The sequence below is a fragment of the Salinarimonas chemoclinalis genome (assembly GCF_041514305.1).
GTDB classification, from domain to species: Bacteria; Pseudomonadota; Alphaproteobacteria; order Rhizobiales; family Beijerinckiaceae; genus Salinarimonas; species Salinarimonas chemoclinalis.
The window spans coordinates 1-15085 of the sequence record NZ_JBGMWH010000021.1 but is presented as its reverse complement, the minus strand read 5'-3'; the positions used below and the strand labels follow the sequence as shown (position 1 = coordinate 15085).

Annotated in this window: 11 protein-coding genes, 1 tRNA gene and 1 pseudogene; 4 read left to right on the top strand and 9 right to left on the bottom strand. The window is 71.6% G+C overall.

Annotation, left to right across the window (positions count from 1 at the left end; translation table 11 throughout):
• The gene (gene proV / locus AB9M23_RS20275) at positions 1–1269 is read right to left on the bottom strand and encodes a glycine betaine/L-proline ABC transporter ATP-binding protein ProV (protein ID WP_372426435.1); all 1269 of its coding nucleotides are present in this window, start codon (positions 1267–1269) and stop codon (positions 1–3) included.
• A 480-nt stretch (positions 1270–1749) separates the two neighbouring features.
• On the opposite strand from proV, the gene AB9M23_RS20270 reads away from it, so the two are divergent.
• Entirely contained in the window at positions 1750–2988 is a 1239-nt protein-coding gene (locus AB9M23_RS20270; protein ID WP_372426433.1) for a flavin monoamine oxidase family protein, read from the top strand.
• Positions 2989–3010: 22 nt separating this feature from the next.
• Here the strand turns inward: AB9M23_RS20270 and AB9M23_RS20265 are convergent, their stop codons facing one another.
• The 5 genes from AB9M23_RS20265 to sppA all read right to left on the bottom strand — a co-directional run bounded on the left by AB9M23_RS20265 (position 3011) and on the right by sppA (position 6512).
• The gene (locus AB9M23_RS20265) at positions 3011–3619 is read right to left on the bottom strand and encodes a hypothetical protein (RefSeq protein ID WP_372426431.1); all 609 of its coding nucleotides are present in this window, start codon (positions 3617–3619) and stop codon (positions 3011–3013) included.
• 88 nt (positions 3620–3707) lie between these two features.
• The gene (gene lhpI / locus AB9M23_RS20260; protein WP_372426430.1) at positions 3708–4712 is read right to left on the bottom strand and encodes a bifunctional Delta(1)-pyrroline-2-carboxylate/Delta(1)-piperideine-2-carboxylate reductase; all 1005 of its coding nucleotides are present in this window, start codon (positions 4710–4712) and stop codon (positions 3708–3710) included.
• On the bottom strand, positions 4709–5050 hold the full coding sequence (locus AB9M23_RS20255; RefSeq protein WP_372426429.1) for a lipopolysaccharide assembly protein LapA domain-containing protein: 342 nt from the start codon (positions 5048–5050) through the stop codon (positions 4709–4711). The genes lhpI and AB9M23_RS20255 overlap by 4 nt, the downstream gene beginning before the upstream one ends.
• A gap of 80 nt (positions 5051–5130) precedes the next feature.
• Entirely contained in the window at positions 5131–5490 is a 360-nt protein-coding gene (gene ihfB, locus AB9M23_RS20250) for an integration host factor subunit beta (protein ID WP_372426428.1), read from the bottom strand.
• A gap of 26 nt (positions 5491–5516) precedes the next feature.
• Positions 5517–6512 (bottom strand): signal peptide peptidase SppA, encoded by a 996-nt coding sequence (gene sppA, locus AB9M23_RS20245; protein ID WP_372426426.1) that lies wholly within the window; start codon positions 6510–6512, stop codon positions 5517–5519.
• A gap of 245 nt (positions 6513–6757) precedes the next feature.
• Between sppA and AB9M23_RS20240 the strand changes: the two genes are divergently transcribed.
• Entirely contained in the window at positions 6758–7696 is a 939-nt protein-coding gene (locus AB9M23_RS20240; RefSeq protein WP_372426425.1) for a LysR family transcriptional regulator, read from the top strand.
• A gap of 195 nt (positions 7697–7891) precedes the next feature.
• Here AB9M23_RS20240 and AB9M23_RS20235 read toward each other — a convergent pair whose 3' ends face one another.
• Positions 7892–8665, bottom strand: coding sequence for a hypothetical protein (locus tag AB9M23_RS20235; protein WP_372426424.1), 774 nt, complete (start codon positions 8663–8665; stop codon positions 7892–7894).
• A 378-nt stretch (positions 8666–9043) separates the two neighbouring features.
• Here AB9M23_RS20235 and AB9M23_RS20230 point away from each other — a divergent pair, with 378 nt between their 5' ends.
• On the top strand, positions 9044–10015 hold the full coding sequence (locus AB9M23_RS20230; RefSeq protein WP_372426423.1) for a methyltransferase domain-containing protein: 972 nt from the start codon (positions 9044–9046) through the stop codon (positions 10013–10015).
• Between the two features lie 127 nt (positions 10016–10142).
• Positions 10143–10232 (top strand) — tRNA-Ser (locus tag AB9M23_RS20225).
• A gap of 354 nt (positions 10233–10586) precedes the next feature.
• Here AB9M23_RS20225 and kdpB read toward each other — a convergent pair.
• Together kdpB and kdpA are read right to left on the bottom strand one after the other, a co-directional pair.
• The gene (gene kdpB, locus AB9M23_RS20220; protein WP_372426422.1) at positions 10587–12560 is read right to left on the bottom strand and encodes a potassium-transporting ATPase subunit KdpB; all 1974 of its coding nucleotides are present in this window, start codon (positions 12558–12560) and stop codon (positions 10587–10589) included.
• A gap of 22 nt (positions 12561–12582) precedes the next feature.
• Positions 12583–13902: pseudogene (kdpA, locus tag AB9M23_RS20215) on the bottom strand (potassium-transporting ATPase subunit KdpA); the annotation flags it as partial.
• Positions 13903–15085: the final 1183 nt, after the last annotated feature.

The following is a 15085-nucleotide window of genomic DNA, read 5'->3' as shown; positions in this document are numbered from 1 at the left end:
TCACTCCCCGGCCGCGGCGACGGGACGGGGCGCGCCGGCCTCGTCCGCATCGATCGGGGGCTCGAACGTCGCCTCGGCCTCGCCGGGGAGGCCGTCGAGCGCCTGCAGGAGCGACGTGCGCGAGACCGCGCCGCGATAGCGGCCCTCCTCGTCGACCACCGGCACCGGATAGGGCGCGGTCGCGACGACGCCCATCAGTTCACCCAGCGGCGCCTCCGGCCGGACGGTCGCGATCTCCGGCATCAGCGCGGCGTCGAGCGGGGCGTCGTCGTGCCGCGCCTGCTCCAGCGAGGAGACCGAGACGACGCCGGCGAAGCGGCGGCCGCGGCCGATCACGAAGCCCCACTCGCGATCGAAGTCGCCGAGCAGCCGCAGCGCCGCCCGCGGGCCCTGTTCGGGCTTGTCGATGATGGTCACCTGCGTCTTGGTGGCGATGTCGGCGGCGGTGAGCACTTTCGACACGTCCACCCCGCGGAAGAAGGAGCGCACGTACGCGTTCGCCGGGTTCTTGAGGATCTCGTCGGGCGTGCCGACCTGCACGACGATGCCGCCCTGCATGATGGCGATGCGGTCGCCGATGCGCATGGCCTCGTCGAGATCGTGGCTGATGAAGATGATCGTGCGCTTCTTCTCGTCCTGCAGGCGGATGAGTTCGTCCTGCATCTCCGAGCGGATCAGCGGGTCGAGCGCGGAGAAGGCCTCGTCCATCAGGAGGATCGGCGGGTCGGCGGCGAGCGCCCGGGCGAGGCCGACGCGCTGCTGCATGCCGCCGGAGAGCTCGTCGGGATAGCTCTCGGCGTTGGCGGCGAGCCCGACCTGCTCGAGCGCGGCGAGCGCCCGCTCCCGCCGCTCCTCGCGGCCCATGCCGGCGAGTTCGAGGCCGAAGGCGACGTTGTCGACGACCTTGACGTGGGGGAGCAGCGCGAAGGACTGGAACACCATCGAGATCGTGGTGCGGCGCAGCGCGCGCAGGCCGGCCTCGTCGAGCTTGGTGATGTCGCGTCCGTCGATCGCGATCGATCCGGCGGTGGGCTCGATCAGCCGGTTGAACATCCGCACCATCGTGGACTTGCCCGACCCGGACAGGCCCATGATCACGAAGATCTCGCCCTCGCGAACCGTGAAGGACGCATCGCACACGCCGACCGTGTTGCCGGTGCGCGCGAAGATCTCGTCCTTGTTCAGGCCCCGACGGACCAGCGCGAGCGCGTCCTCCGGGTCGGGCCCGAAGATCTTGTAAAGGTTCTCGACGACGATCTTGTCGTTCATGCCTCTCCCAATACGCGCAGCGGCGGTGCGCCGATGAGAGCATCGACGAAGGTGGCGATAGCAGATTCCGCAGCTGCGATACGACTAGCGCATGCAAAATGTGACCCCGGCCCAACGGAGTGCTATGCGGGAACCCACGTTTCGATGAGAACTTAACGGAGCCGAGCCCGAATGGCAACCGCTGAGCTTCGGCTATACGGCGAGACGCGTGCATAGGCATGTATGTAATCGACACGCGGGCTTCGCGGCACCTACGTACCACGCCCGGATGTCTGCGCTCGGCTGCATGCCCTGCGCGCAAGCGCCGCGCCCATGGCCGCTTGCGGAGCGCCCGGCATCGGCGCATCTCCCGCGCGATCCCGCCGTCGGCGGCCCTCGGACGACATCCGCATGCCCTCTCGAAGTCCCGACGCGCCGGCGGCGCCGGATCCCACTCCGGTGCGGCGCGCGCGCGTCGCGCCCGCGCCCCGATCGGCGGACGTGGCGATCCTCGGTGCCGGCGCCGCCGGCATCGCCGCCGCCCGCCGGCTCCTGGCGGACGGCTTCTCCGTCGTCCTGATCGAGGCCCGCGACCGCGTCGGCGGGCGCGCGCTGACCGCGCGCATCGCCGGCCAGGCGGTCGATCTCGGGGCGCACTGGCTGCACGCGGCCGACGACAACGGCCTCGTCGGCGAGGCGCGGCGCCTCGGGCTGCCGCTCTTCGACGCCCCGCAGGAGCCGCGCCTGATCCTCGGCGCCCGCGAGGCGGACGCGATCGAGACCCGCCGGTTCCACGAGGGCTGGGCGGACCTCGACGCGGCGATCTCCGAGATCGGCGCCGGCGGCGACCTCGCGCCGGCCTCGGCCGCCCTCGCGCGGCTCGCGCCGCGGGCCCAACCCTACCGCGACGCGCTGGCGTTCGCCCACGGCCCCTTCGCCTGCGGCGTGGCGCTCGAGGCGATCGGCGCGGCCGATTTCGCGGCGGCGAAGGACGATCTCGACCTCTTCGTCGCCGGCGGATACGGCGCCCTCGTGGCGCGCCTCGCCGACGGGCTGCCCGTCGCGCTCGCCACCCGCGCCACCCGCGTCGACTGGTCGGGCCGGGAGGTGCGCGTGGAGACCGATCGCGGCACGCTCGGCGCGCGCGCGCTCGTCGTCACCGTGCCGGTGCCGGTCCTCGCACGCGGCGACATCGTGTTCGATCCGCCGCTCCCCGCCGCGACCCGCGACGCGCTCGGCGCGCTGCGCCCGGCCTCCTACGAGCACGTCGTCCTCGCCTGGCCCGGCGGGCCGCTGCGGGAGGCGGCGAACACCACCGTCGTCTTCGACGGCGACGCGGACGCGAACCTCGGCCTGCTCGCGAACTTCGACGGCGGCGTGCTGCACTACGCCGATCTCGGCGGGGCGCTGGTGGGGCGTCTCGGCTCGCCGGAGGCCCGCGCCGGCTTCGTGCGCGAGAGCCTCGCCGCCCGCTTCGGGCGCGAGGCGGTCGCGGGGCTGCGGGTGCTGCACGCGAGCCGCTGGGGCGAGGACCGCTTCTCGGCCGGCGCCTGGACGACCGCGCCCCCCGGCGCCCACGGCGCCCGCGCGGCCCTGCGCGAGCCCGTCGGCGGACGCATCGTACTGGCGGGAGAGGCGACCTCGTCGACGCTCTGGGGCACGATCGGCGGCGCCTGGGCGGAGGGCGAGCGCGCGGCGCAGGACGTGGCGGGGCTCTTCGCGGGCGTGGCGGCGAGCTGAACCCGAGTGTCCACACGTCGCGCTATTGGTACATTCGCATGCGGTTACGGACGTAGAAATCTTGTACGTAGGTCGCCTTGATGCATATTTTGCCGAGGGCGACGTCACGGACTTCCAGTATCTCGGAAGCCTGCGTCGCTCCTCTGACTGTTATTGCGACAGACTGCGTGGGACTACGAAAGGTCTGAGATCCGTCCCTTGCGCTCAACATCTGAATCCATCGCTCTGTTGCCTCGTCATCTAAGTATGGCGAATCATCTTCATCGAGTATAAAATATGCATATATAGCAACGCAAAATTTAGTGATATCTGTATCAGCACGATTAGATACTTGATTGATTAGAGATGCTACGCCTTCTCGAAAAAAATCACGATGAAATTCTCTTTGTTGTCGCTTCTGCAAGAATTCTTTGCGCACATCCTCGTCTATTGACTCCCAATCCGTGAGATCATTTTTTCGAATACGATCGAGAATCCGAAACATCTGGCAATAATCGAGATGATAATCGACAAATTGGTTGTAGCAGGGCTCGATTATGTCCCTAAAGAACGCCTCGTCGCGCTCCCGTCGCTTCTCGAGTGCGTTGACGATGAGCTGAGGCCACGATCGGAAGAAGTTCAGGATGTCCATTGGCTACAGCCCCCACGAGTGATCGTAAGGAAAACACGAACTCCTGAAACGCGCAACCGAAGACAGCAGCAAGAGGACGGCCGCCAGTTCAGCCCGTCCCTCCGTCGACAACGCTGCGCACCGCCATCACCGCCATCGCCGCGGCGAGATCCTCGATGGCCGCGCCCACGGACTTGAACAGCGTGATCGCCTCGGCGTCCGCGTGCGCGCGCCCGGGGACCGCGCCGCGGCACAGGCCGAAGAGGTCGCCGCGCACGTGATCGCGCGCGATGGCACCGTCTCGGATGGCGATTGCGACGTCGCCGCCCTCCTCCAGCGCCGCGGGCGTGTCGACGAAGACCGCGGCGCGCCGCAGCGCCTCGTCGTCGGCCTCGCGCATCGACGGGTTGAAGGCGCCGACGAGGTCGAGATGGGCGCCCGGCGCCAGCCACGCGCCGCGCACCAGCGGCTCCCGGGAGAGTGTGGCGCAGGAGACGAGGTCGGCCGCGCGGACCGCGCTCTCCAGGTCCGCGCTCGCCGTCGTCGGCAGGCCCTGCGCGGCGAGATCCGCGGCGAGCGCCCGCGCCTTGGCGGGATCGCGGTTCCAGATCGTCACGGCCTCGATCGGGCGCTGGCTCATGTGCGCGCGGATCAGGAAGGGAGCGAGCGCGCCGGCGCCGACCATGGTCATGCGCGCGGCGTCGGGCCGGGCGAGACGGCGGGCGGCGAGCGCGGAGGCGCAGGCGGTGCGCCACAGGGTCAGGCGGGCGCCGTCGAACACCGCCCGCGGCACGCCGGTCGCCCCGTCGGCGAGGTAGTAGACGCCCTGGACGGAGGCGAGGCCGCGTGCGCCGTTGCCGGGGAAGACCGCGACGATCTTGACGCCGAGCGCGGCGCCGTCGGCGCTCGCCGCGGTCTCGCGGCAGCCGGTCCAGGCCGGCATCAGCAGCAGCGTCGCATCGCCGTCGGGCCGCGCGACGCCGTGATGGTGGCGCACCGGCGCGACGAGATCGCCGCGGAAGGCCGCCTCGAGCGCGTCGACGAGGCCCGGGAACGTCAGCGCGCGGTCGATGTCCGAGGCGGAGACGACGGCGAGCGATTCCCGCCCGCTCATCGCCCGCGCGGGCCGGCGAGCGCCGGCATGCCGGTCTCGGCCTCCCGCGCCTTGGCGCGCTCGACCTCGCTCTCGAGCCGGGTGGCCTCGCGCTTGTAGGTGCGCTCGGCCTTGCGGTGCTTGCCCTGCACGAGCCAGGCGGCGCAGCCGCCGACGACGACGCCCACCGTGAAGGTGACGAACAGCACGACCCAGAGCGGCCCGGTCACGGACCAGACCGGGTTTTCCGGCGTGAACGGGTCGAGCGAAATCCGCGTCGGCACCCGGTTGGCCATGGCCAGCAGCGCCACCAGGAGGGCGAAGGGGACGAGGATCAGGAGCGAGACGATGCGCCTCATGGGAGGTCCTCCAGGATACGGGCTCCGGCCGGGCGTGCGGCGCGCGGACGCGATGGCGGATCGATGCGTGCGGCGCCAGACTAGCGCGCCGCGGCGATCTGCGCCACGCCGCCCGCCGCGCCGGCGTCCTCGTCGGCTTCGTCGGCGCGATCGCCCAGGCCGTCGCGGTTGAGCCGGTTGCGCATCTCCTTGCCGGTCTTGAAGACGGGAATCGCCTTCTCGGCCACGGCAACGGTCTCGCCGGTGCGCGGGTTGCGCCCGATGCGCGCGTCCCGCCGCTTCACCGAGAAGGCGCCGAACCCGCGCAGCTCGACGCGGTCCCCGCGGGCGAGGGCGTCCGCGATCGTCTCCAGGATCGCGCCGACGATGTTCTCGACGTCGCGCTGATAGAGGTGCGGATTCTGCTCCGCGATGCGCATGACCAGCTCGGACTTGATCATATCTCGCCTAGCATGTTGAAAATGTTTTAGTTTTCGATTCGAGGCTGCCAGAGCGCGAGAAGCCCGTCAAGCCGAAAGCCGCGGGTTCCCGACGATGCGCGCGCGAGCGTGGCCGAGAGGGTCTCGAAGCCCGCGAGATCGGCGAGGACCGAGCCCGCGAGGAAGACGTCGAACGGGTCGTCCGCGCGCTTCGGCTCCCAGTCGCGCACAGGCAGGTCCGCGTTCACGCCGGCTTCCGCGAGCCAGTCGCGCGCCGTGTCCTCGTCGCCGATCGCGTCGACGAGGCCGAGCGCCAGCGCCTGACGGCCGTTCCACACGCGCCCGTCGGAGACCCCCGCCACCTCCGCCTGGGTGAGCGGCCGGCGCTCGCCGACGATCTCGACGAACCAGCGGTAGGTGTCGGCGATCACGACCTCGATGGCCTCGACCGCGCCCGGCTCGATCGGCGAGACCGGCGAGGGTGCCGCCTTGAGCGGCGTCGACTTGATCTCGAGCACCTCGATGCCGAGCTCGTCCAGGAGCCCCGAGACGTTCGGCACCTGGATGAGCACGCCGATGGACCCGACGATCGCGGTCTGGCGCGAGACGATGTGGTCGGCCCCGAGCGCGGCGATGTAGCCGCCCGACGCCGCGAGCCCGTCGACGAAGGCGACGGTGGGCTTCGCCTCGGCCACCTCGCGCAGGGCGGCGAACAGCTCCTCGGCGCCCGTCGTCGTGCCGCCGGGGCTGTCGATGCGCAGGATCACGCCCCGCGCGCTGTCGGTGCGCGCGAGTTCCCGCAGCATCTCCGCCGCCTCGCGATCGGTCGTGATCAGACCCTCGACCGAGACCCGCGCGACGTGGTCGCGGCCGGCGGAGATCGGCCCGCCGTCGATCCCCGCGACCCGCCAGCCGACGGCGACGACGGCGACGATCGCCGCGATCACGCCGGCGACGCGCCAGAAGGTCAGCTTGCGCCGGAGCCGGCGCCGATCGGCGATGTACTCGGCGTCCCGCGGCGTCGGGGACTTGGTGGTGGGCATGCGTGGACGGCCTCTCGATCCGAGAACGGACGCTCCGGACGCGGGCGCGATCCGCCTGCGCGCCCGGGTGGACCCGGGTCAAGCTAGTGGGGCGGGATGGCCGCGGCAAGAGCGGAGAGAGCCCGAGGCCGTGCCGGCTCGGTCGCCGAGTCGACGCTACCTATGGGGTATGTACCGAGTTGACCGGCAATCAGGACGACGGGTAGCTTTCCCTCGGGCAGGGCTCGAGCGAAGCGGAACGACGCATGGCCGATGAAACGCCGCGCATCAACTGGGACGATCTGCGTCTCTTCCTCGTTGTCGCGCGCATGCCGAGCCTGCGCACCTCAGCGGACGCGCTCGGCGTCAGCGCGGCGACGCTCAGCCGCCACGTGGCGGCGCTGGAGAACCAGCTCGGCACGGCGCTGTTCCTGCGCCGCAGCCGCGGGCTGGAGCTCAGCCGCGACGGCGAGGCGCTGCTCACGCGCTGCGAGGAGATCGAGCGCATCGTCGGGCGCGCCGCCGGGCCCGACCCCGCCGCCGCGCGCTACCAGGAGGTCCACCTCACCTGCATCCCGACGCTGGCGCGGCTCATCGTGCCCGCGCTGCCGCGATTCGCGGAAGGCTGGCCGGATCTGCGCGTCGTGCTCAACGCCGCGCCGGAGGTGAGCGACTTCGAGACGAGCGAGGTCGACATCGCGGTGCGCCTCTCGCGCCCCAAGAAGGGCCGCTTCACCGTGCGGCGCGTGGCCTCGCTGCCGCTCTCGGTCTGGGCGGTCGCGGATGCGCCCGCGGACCAGCCGCTGGTGATCTGGGCGCCCGCCGCGGGTCGCGCGAGCCGCATCGACTCGGTGCTGCGCGAGCAGCACCCGGTGCGGCGCATCGCCTTCGTCACGAACGAGCTCGCGAGCTTCGTCGAGGCGGTGCGCGGCGGGCTCGGCCAGGGCGTGCTGCCGGACGTCGTGGCCCGCGAGCATCCCGAGCTCGTGCGGGTGGAGGGCTACGGCCCGCTGCCGGACCAGGAGGTCTGGATCGTCGTGCGCGAGGAGGCGCGCCGGCGCTCCAGCGTCCGCCAGCTCGCGACCTTCCTCGGCGAGGTCCTGCCCGGCGCGCTCAGGGCGGGCTCGCGCCGCCCCCCCGCGCGCGGCAACGGGCTCGCGCACCACGCGGCCGCATCGGCGGCCGTGCCGAGCCTCGCGCCCTAGACGCGCGATCGGGGGGGTCGACGGTGCATGCCCGCCTCGAGGGCGCTCCGGGGCCCAGCGCTGCCCGATCGGCGCGGCGGCCACGCCGATCGTCTCGCGCACCGCGCCGCATCGACCCGCCGCGGCGGCACCGGGCGCCCGCGGGGGAGCCGTGACGGCGACGGCGGTGCGGGACCTCGACGGGGAAGAGGGACGCTATCTCACGCGTTCCGCGAACTCCGGCAATGCCGTCGGAGAATCGATCAGAGCGAAACCCGCGTCGACTGCGCCGGCAGTCTGCGCCGGAAGCACCTCGCCGAGGGCCATCACGACCGGCACCAAGCCGATCCTCTCGAACTCCGCCATGAACGCGTCCCTGTCGCCGGCGATCGGAGGAACTGCGATCTTGAGTCCCGCCGCGGCACCCCGCCAGGACTCGCTGCCGTTCTCGGCCGGCTGCTCGACGTTCGAGGCGAACGTCGGCATCCCCGTTTCGGGATGCTCGAGGACGATGGGCGTCGTGGTGAGTGACTGCAGGAGGGTCCAATCGACGCCGTAGAAGAATGCTTTCTCGGCCTGCGGATCGTCGCTCATCAGAAGAAACGCGAGGTATCCGTTCCGGAGTCGCACCGTGATCCTCGAAGCCGCGGAGGCGCTGTTTCCATTCCGGTCCGTATGGGTCACGGAAACGGCGAATATCCCGGGGAGCAGGAATTGGCAGCGCAGGACATGATCGCCCCGCGTGCAACGCGCCGCCGGGTTGCTCGTCGGCTCGAGTCCCCCCACCAGCCATCTCAGGTCGCTCGGGCGTTCCGCTGCGGGAGTCGCTTCCGTCGTGAATTCGACGAAGCCGAGCCCGGGGACCAGCGCCTCCGAGGGTGAGACGGAAATTCGAGGACGGGGCGGATCGTAGGTCGCCCGTGCCAGGAACCAGGAGACGAGACCGGACACCGCGGCGAGCACGATACCGACGACGATCTCCCGAGCCATGCTCTTCCCGGGCGGCTTCGGTTTCGCTCGCTCGTTCATGGATGAGCCCCGGCCCGAACGTGGTGAGATGCGCCGCGTTGCACTCCCGAGCGTCGCACCGTATCCTAGGATCGCAGCATCGACCACGCAATCCGGAATGCCCGCCCTGGTTCGCCTCGCTCGCCAGCGATCTCCCCGCCGCCGCGCTCCTCGCGCCGAGGCGCGAGCCGCCGCGCGGCACGCCGCCCGCGCGCGGCGGGCGGAGCCGTCGTTCCGGCGGCGACCGGTCTCGCCGGGGCCGGCGGCCGGGGCGCGTATCGTCGAGGACGGCGGCGACCGGGCGGCCCACGACGCCGCGGCCCCTCTCGGGAGTTCGGGCGTGACTGCGAGGGGTCGGCGATGAGCCCGCCGGTCCCCCTCGGGGCGGCACCGCGCCCCGCGGCCCGGCCGCTCGTGGTCCACCGTTCCTCGGGCGATCTCCTGGCCGACCGTCGCTACGCCTGGGCCGCCGGCTGGCTCGAGGACGGCGACGCGGCCGCGGCCGCGGACCTCGCCGCCCAGGCGCTCGAGCGTGCGCCGGGCTTCGCGCCGGCCTGGGCGCTGCTCGGCGAGGCGCTCGCCGCGCAGGGCGACGCGCCGGGCGCGGTCGCGGCGCTGGAGCGGGCGCGGTCACTCGAGCCCGACGACCCGCTCGGAGTGGGCGTGACGCTCGCCCGGCTCGGCGCGCTTCCCGCGGCGGACGCGATGAGCACGGGCTACGTGCGCGCCCTGTTCGACACCTACGCCGAGCGGTTCGACGAGCACCTCACCGGCGACCTCGGCTATCGCGGGCCGCAATGCCTGCGCGACGCGCTCGACCGGCAGGCGCCGGGGCGGCGTTTCGCCCGCGCGCTCGATCTCGGCTGCGGCACGGGGCTGATGGGGGAGGCGATCCGCGACCGGGTGGAGCGCCTCGAAGGCTGCGACCTCGCGCCCGCGATGGTGGAGAAGGCCCGCGAAAAGGGCGTCTACGACGCGCTCGCGGTGGCCGAGCTGACCGCCTGGCTCGACGCCGCGCCCGCGGGCGGGGCGGACCTGATCCTCGCCGCGGACGTGCTCGTCTACGTGGGCGACCCGGTCCACGTGCTCGCGGCCGCCCGGGGTGCCCTGGCCGAGGGCGGGCTCTTCGCCTTCACCGTGCAGGCGCTCGACGAGGCGATCGCGGGAGAGGGGTACGCCATCGGCGCGGACGCCCGCTTCGCCCACGGCGCGCGCTTCCTGCGGGAGCGCGCGGCCGGCGCCGGCCTGCGCGTCGCCCGCCTCGAGCCCGTCGTCACCCGCCGCGACGCGGGCCGCCCGGTGCCCGGCCATCTCGTGGTGCTGACCCGCTGAGAAGGCGCCGGCGGCGAGCGGCGACTCCCGCGCACGTTTCCCGCTTGCCGCTCCCGCGCGCCCATGCTATCGCGACCACCGCCGCTCGAGGGACCAGGCGCGCCCGCCCACGGTCCCACCTCGGTTCGGAGAGGTGGCAGAGTGGTTGAATGCACCGCACTCGAAATGCGGCATACGGGCAACCGTATCGGGGGTTCGAATCCCCCCCTCTCCGCCAGCTCTGCTTCGATCGTAAAAGATCATCCAGCTCAACGGCTTACGCTAGGGGTCGAGAGCCTCTCCCCTGCGGCTCTCCCTCTGGTTCTCCCACCGGACACCTCCGCGGCTCCTCCGCGAGGATGCGGCGGACCGACGCGCGCCCGATCTCCACGCGGCGAGCGATCCTGGGCCTGGCCGGAGCGTTCGTCAGGGCTCCATGACCGGCAGGCCGACGGCGGGATCGTCAGCTGATGCCGGCGATGGCTTCCAGGGTCATCTAGCGTGCGCGCTGGACGTACCGCAGGCCGTCGATGACCACCCCGCGAAACCGTCCGTTCGCTACGGCGCCATGGGCACAGCCGAGACGGCGGCCTCACCGCTCTTCAGGCGCGCCGCCCGCCGGCTCCGCAATGCGGTAGCCGACACCCGGCTCGGTGAGGATCAGCAACGGCGCGCTCTGCCCGGCCGTGATCGGCGGGCTCGGGGCGCGCGGGACGCCGCTCGGGCGCGCCCATGGTGCGTGCGCCGCGACGAAGAGCGCCGGGATGATGGCGAAATACTTCGCCACGTCGTTGGCGATCGAGAACGTGGTCAGCGCGCCCCGCGTCATCAGCAGCTGCTTGCCGATGCCGACGATCTCGATGAGCTTCGTCGGGTCCGAGTCGAGATCGACCATGTTGCCGGCCTCGCGGGCGGCCTGGGTGCCGGTCTGCATGGCGACGCCGACATCGGCCTGGGCGAGAGCGGGCGCGTCGTTGGTGCCGTCGCCGCACATGGCGACGAGGCGCCCCGCCGCCTGCTCGCGGCGGATATAGTCGAGCTTGTCCTGGGGCGTCGCCTCGGCGATGAAATCGTCGACGCCCGCCTCGCCGGCGATGGCCGCGGCGGTGACCGGATTGTCACCGGTGACCATCACCGTGCGGATGCCCATGCGACGCAGTTCGGCGAAGCGTTCCTTGATGTCGGGCTTCACGACATCCTTCAAGTGGATGACGCCGAGCACCCGCCCGCCGTCGGTGAGCCCGAGCGGCGTGCCGCCCGCGCGCGCGATCTTCTCCACCGCCGCGGTGAAGGCCGGCGGCGCCTCGAACGGTCGCTGCGACGGCTCGTTCTGAGCGAAGCGCAGCACGGCGTCGACCGCGCCCTCGCGCAGCCGCCGCCCGCCCATGTCGACGCCCGACAGGCGGGTCGCCGCGGAGAAGGCGACGAACTCGGCCCGGTCGGCGAGCTCCGGCGTCTGCGGGATCGTGGCGCGGTAGCGGTCGCGCGCGAGCTCGAGGATCGACCGGCCCTCGGCCGTCTCGTCCGCGAGCGAGGCGAGCACCGCCGCTTCCACGAGTTCGCGCTCGGTGACGCCGGGCACCGCGATCAGCTCGGAGGCCATGCGGTTGCCGAAGGTGATCGTGCCGGTCTTGTCCAGCAGCAACGTATCGACGTCGCCCAACGCCTCCACCGCGCGCCCCGACATGGCGAGCACGTTGAACTTCACCAGGCGATCCATGCCGGCGATGCCGATGGCCGAGAGCAGCCCGCCGATCGTGGTGGGGATCAGCGTGACGAGGAGCGCCACCAGCACAGGCACCGCGAGCGCCGCGCCGGAATAGGCGCCGAGCCCCGCGAGCGTCACGACCGCGATCAGGAAGACGATGGTCATGCCCGCGAGCAGGATGTCGAGCGCGATCTCGTTGGGCGTCTTCTCGCGTTCGGCGCCCTCCACCAGCGCGATCATGCGGTCCATGAAGGATGCGCCGGCGCCGGCGGTGATCTTCACCACCAGCCAGTCGGAGACGACCGTGGTGCCGCCGGTAACGGCCGAGCGGTCGCCGCCGCTCTCGCGGATGACGGGGGCGCTCTCGCCGGTGATGGCCGCCTCGTTGACTGACGCGACGCCCTCGATCACCTCGCCGTCGGAGGGGACGAGGTCGCGCGCCTCGACGAGGACGACGTCGCCGACCTGCAGGTCCTCGGCCGGCACCTTCTGGAAGATGTCGCGCCGCGCCGGGTCGGCGAGGCGCTTGGCCACCGTGTCGGTGCGGGCGCGGCGAAGCGTGTCGGCCTGGGCGCGCCCACGGCCCTCCGCGATGGCCTCGGCGAAGTTCGCGAACAGCACAGTGAACCAGAGCCAGGCTGCGATCTGGCCGGTGAAGAGGGCGTCCCCGCCCGCGACGAGGTCGCGGACGAAGAGAATGGTGACGAGGAGCGCCACCACCTCGGTGACGAAGATCACCGGGTTGCGCACGAGCGCGCGCGGGTCGAGCTTCACGAGCGCGTCGCGCAAGGCGCGGGAGACGAGGGCGCCGGAGAAGCCGGCCGGCGCGGCGGCCGTCGTGTCGGTATGCGTGGTCATGGGATCATGCCTCCGTGCGCCGTCAGAAGGTCGACCCGTCGAGCATCATGAAGTGCTCGACGATGGGACCCAGCGCGAGGGCGGGGAAGAATTGCAGGCCGCCGAAGATCAGGATCACGCCCGCGAGCAGGTCGGCGAAGAGCGGCGTGTCGGTGGGGAAGGTGCCCTGCGAGGGGGCGAGCCGGGGCTTGGCGAGGAGCGAGCCGGCGATCATCATCACGGGCACGATGATGGCGAAACGCCCGAACAGCATCGAGAGGCCGATCGTGGTGTTGTACCAGTAGGTGTCCGAGCCGAAGCCGGCGAAGGCCGAGCCGTTGTTGCCGGCGCCCGAGGTGTAGGCGTACAGGATCTCGGAGAGGCCGTGCGGGCCGGCGTCCTGGATGCTCGCCAGCGTCGCCGGCATCACCGCCGAGACCGCCGTGAAGCCCAGGATGAAGAGCGGCATCACGAGGACGGCGAGCATCGCCATCTTCACGTCCTTCGCCTCGATCTTCTTGCCGAGATATTCCGGCGTGCGGCCCACCATCAGCCCCGCCACGAAGACGGCGAGGACGGCGAAGACCAGCATGCCGTAGAGCCCCGAGCCGACGCCGCCGGGCAGGGTCTCGCCGAGCTGCATCAGGAAGAGCGGCACGAGGCCGCCGAGCGGCGTGAACGAGTCGTGCATCGAATTGACCGAGCCGTTCGAGGCGCCTGTGGTGGAGGCGGCCCAGGTCACGGACATCGCCTCGCCGAAGCGGACCTCCTTGCCCTCCATGTTGCCGCCCGCGACGCCGAGCGCCTGGACGATCGGGTTGCCGGCGCTTTCCGCCCAGTAGGCGAGGCCGGCGAAGACGAGGAGCGCGCCCGCCATGACCGAGAGCAGCACCAGGCCGTCGCGCGGACGCGCCGTCATGCGCCCGAAGGTGACCGCGAGCGCGAGCGGGACCGCCACGATGGCCCAGAGCTGGAGCGCGTTCGTCCAATAGGACGGGTTCTCGAGCGGGAGGGCCGAGTTGACGTTGAAGAATCCGCCGCCGTTGGTGCCGAGCTGCTTGATCGCCACCTGCGATGCCGCCGGGCCCACCGAGACCACCTGCTCGGCGCCCTCCACCGTCTGCGCGACGAAGGAGCCGTCCAGCGTCTGCGGCACGCCGAGCGCGACGAGGACGAGCGCCAGGACGACGGCCATCGGCAGCAGCAGGTAGAGGGTGCAGCGCGTGAGATCGACCCAGAAATTACCCAGCGTGCGCGCCGACGAGCGCGCGAAGGCGCGGGTCACCGCGTTCGCCACCGCGATGCCGGTGGCGGCCGAGACGAAGTTCTGCGTCGTCAGGCCTACCATCTGGGTGGGATGCGAGCCCGAGGGCGAGGAAGACGATGTCGAGCATGGTCGCTCTCCTGCATCGGCCCCGGATGCGGGGCGCGTCATGCAGGGGTAGCGCGAGGTCGCGTAAAAGGCGCGCGGTGGAATCTCGGCTGGAAGAATAAAGGGCGCATAAAGGCGGCCACGGCCCATCTCGCGAGCCGGGGTGCCCGCATCGCGTCGTAATCACCCCGCCTCCGCACCGTTGCGGTCACCGACGTGTCCGTGCGGTTCCCGGAGAACCGGCCGTGGTTCCCGATCGAGGCCGCACCAGCGTATCCTCCCGACCGGGCACGTCGCGGCCCTGCTCGTGGCTGAACCGTTGCCCGCCGCCGTCCTCGTGGGTGTCGAAAGCGAGCACCGAGCCGTTCGCCGTCCGGGCGAAGGTGGGGGCGGCGCCGTCCCGCTGACGAGCTCGATCTCGATGCCCTCGGTGTGCGCTGCGCGTATCGACGCGCATCGAACTCGATGGGACGGCGGAAGGCGGCTCTGCCGAGGCCGCGGTCCGACGTCGCGTCTGCAGGCTCGAGAGGCGCCGGGCATCACAGCCCGATCTCGGTCGGCTTACCATCCCGAGCGACAGCCGTTCGGAGCGGGTCGCGTGAGCGTGGCAGGTGCGTCGCCATCGACGAGACCTGGTTCAACACCCGGACGACGCGGCGACGGGGCCGCGCCTCGGCTGCGGCTCGGTATCGCATCGGGGGCATCGACCGGGGCATCCGCAGCAGCACGGTCGTCACGAGCGCATGCACCGGACGTTGAAGAGGCGGACGGCCCGACCACCGGACGCCGACGCCGTCCGGCAGCGGGAGCGTTCGGTGCATTCCTCGCCGGGTTCGACGCCGAGCGCGCGCGCGAAGCAGGGGACATGGTCGCCCCGGCAGAGCTCTACGCGCCCTCGGCGAGACCGGATCTCGGCTTGCCGAAACTGGCGTTTCCACCCGCGTCCGGTTCCAACTCCGCCGCGTGAAGATCGACACCTCGACCGTGCTCGCCGGTCGGCGAATCGGGATCGAGGAGTTCGACGACGGAGTCTGCCTCGCCGGCTTCGTGACCTGCGATTCTCGGAGAGGACGGATCCGTGGGCATCCGGCGCCGTTCCGCCTTCGAGGGCGGTTCGGTGCGGCGTCTGGGTGTGAACGAAGAAAGCCCCGACGGGGGTGCGTCGGGGCTTCGA

Coding starts and splice junctions, on each gene's coding strand:
- proV (WP_372426435.1), bottom strand. CDS start 1,269: ATGAACGACAAGATCGTCGTCGAGAACCTTTACAAGATCTTCGGGCCC.
- AB9M23_RS20230 (WP_372426423.1), top strand. CDS start 9,044: ATGAGCCCGCCGGTCCCCCTCGGGGCGGCACCGCGCCCCGCGGCCCGG.
- lhpI (WP_372426430.1), bottom strand. CDS start 4,712: ATGAGCGGGCGGGAATCGCTCGCCGTCGTCTCCGCCTCGGACATCGAC.
- AB9M23_RS20240 (WP_372426425.1), top strand. CDS start 6,758: ATGGCCGATGAAACGCCGCGCATCAACTGGGACGATCTGCGTCTCTTC.
- AB9M23_RS20255 (WP_372426429.1), bottom strand. CDS start 5,050: ATGAGGCGCATCGTCTCGCTCCTGATCCTCGTCCCCTTCGCCCTCCTG.
- AB9M23_RS20235 (WP_372426424.1), bottom strand. CDS start 8,665: ATGGCTCGGGAGATCGTCGTCGGTATCGTGCTCGCCGCGGTGTCCGGT.
- ihfB (WP_372426428.1), bottom strand. CDS start 5,490: ATGATCAAGTCCGAGCTGGTCATGCGCATCGCGGAGCAGAATCCGCAC.
- AB9M23_RS20265 (WP_372426431.1), bottom strand. CDS start 3,619: ATGGACATCCTGAACTTCTTCCGATCGTGGCCTCAGCTCATCGTCAAC.
- sppA (WP_372426426.1), bottom strand. CDS start 6,512: ATGCCCACCACCAAGTCCCCGACGCCGCGGGACGCCGAGTACATCGCC.
- kdpB (WP_372426422.1), bottom strand. CDS start 12,560: ATGACCACGCATACCGACACGACGGCCGCCGCGCCGGCCGGCTTCTCC.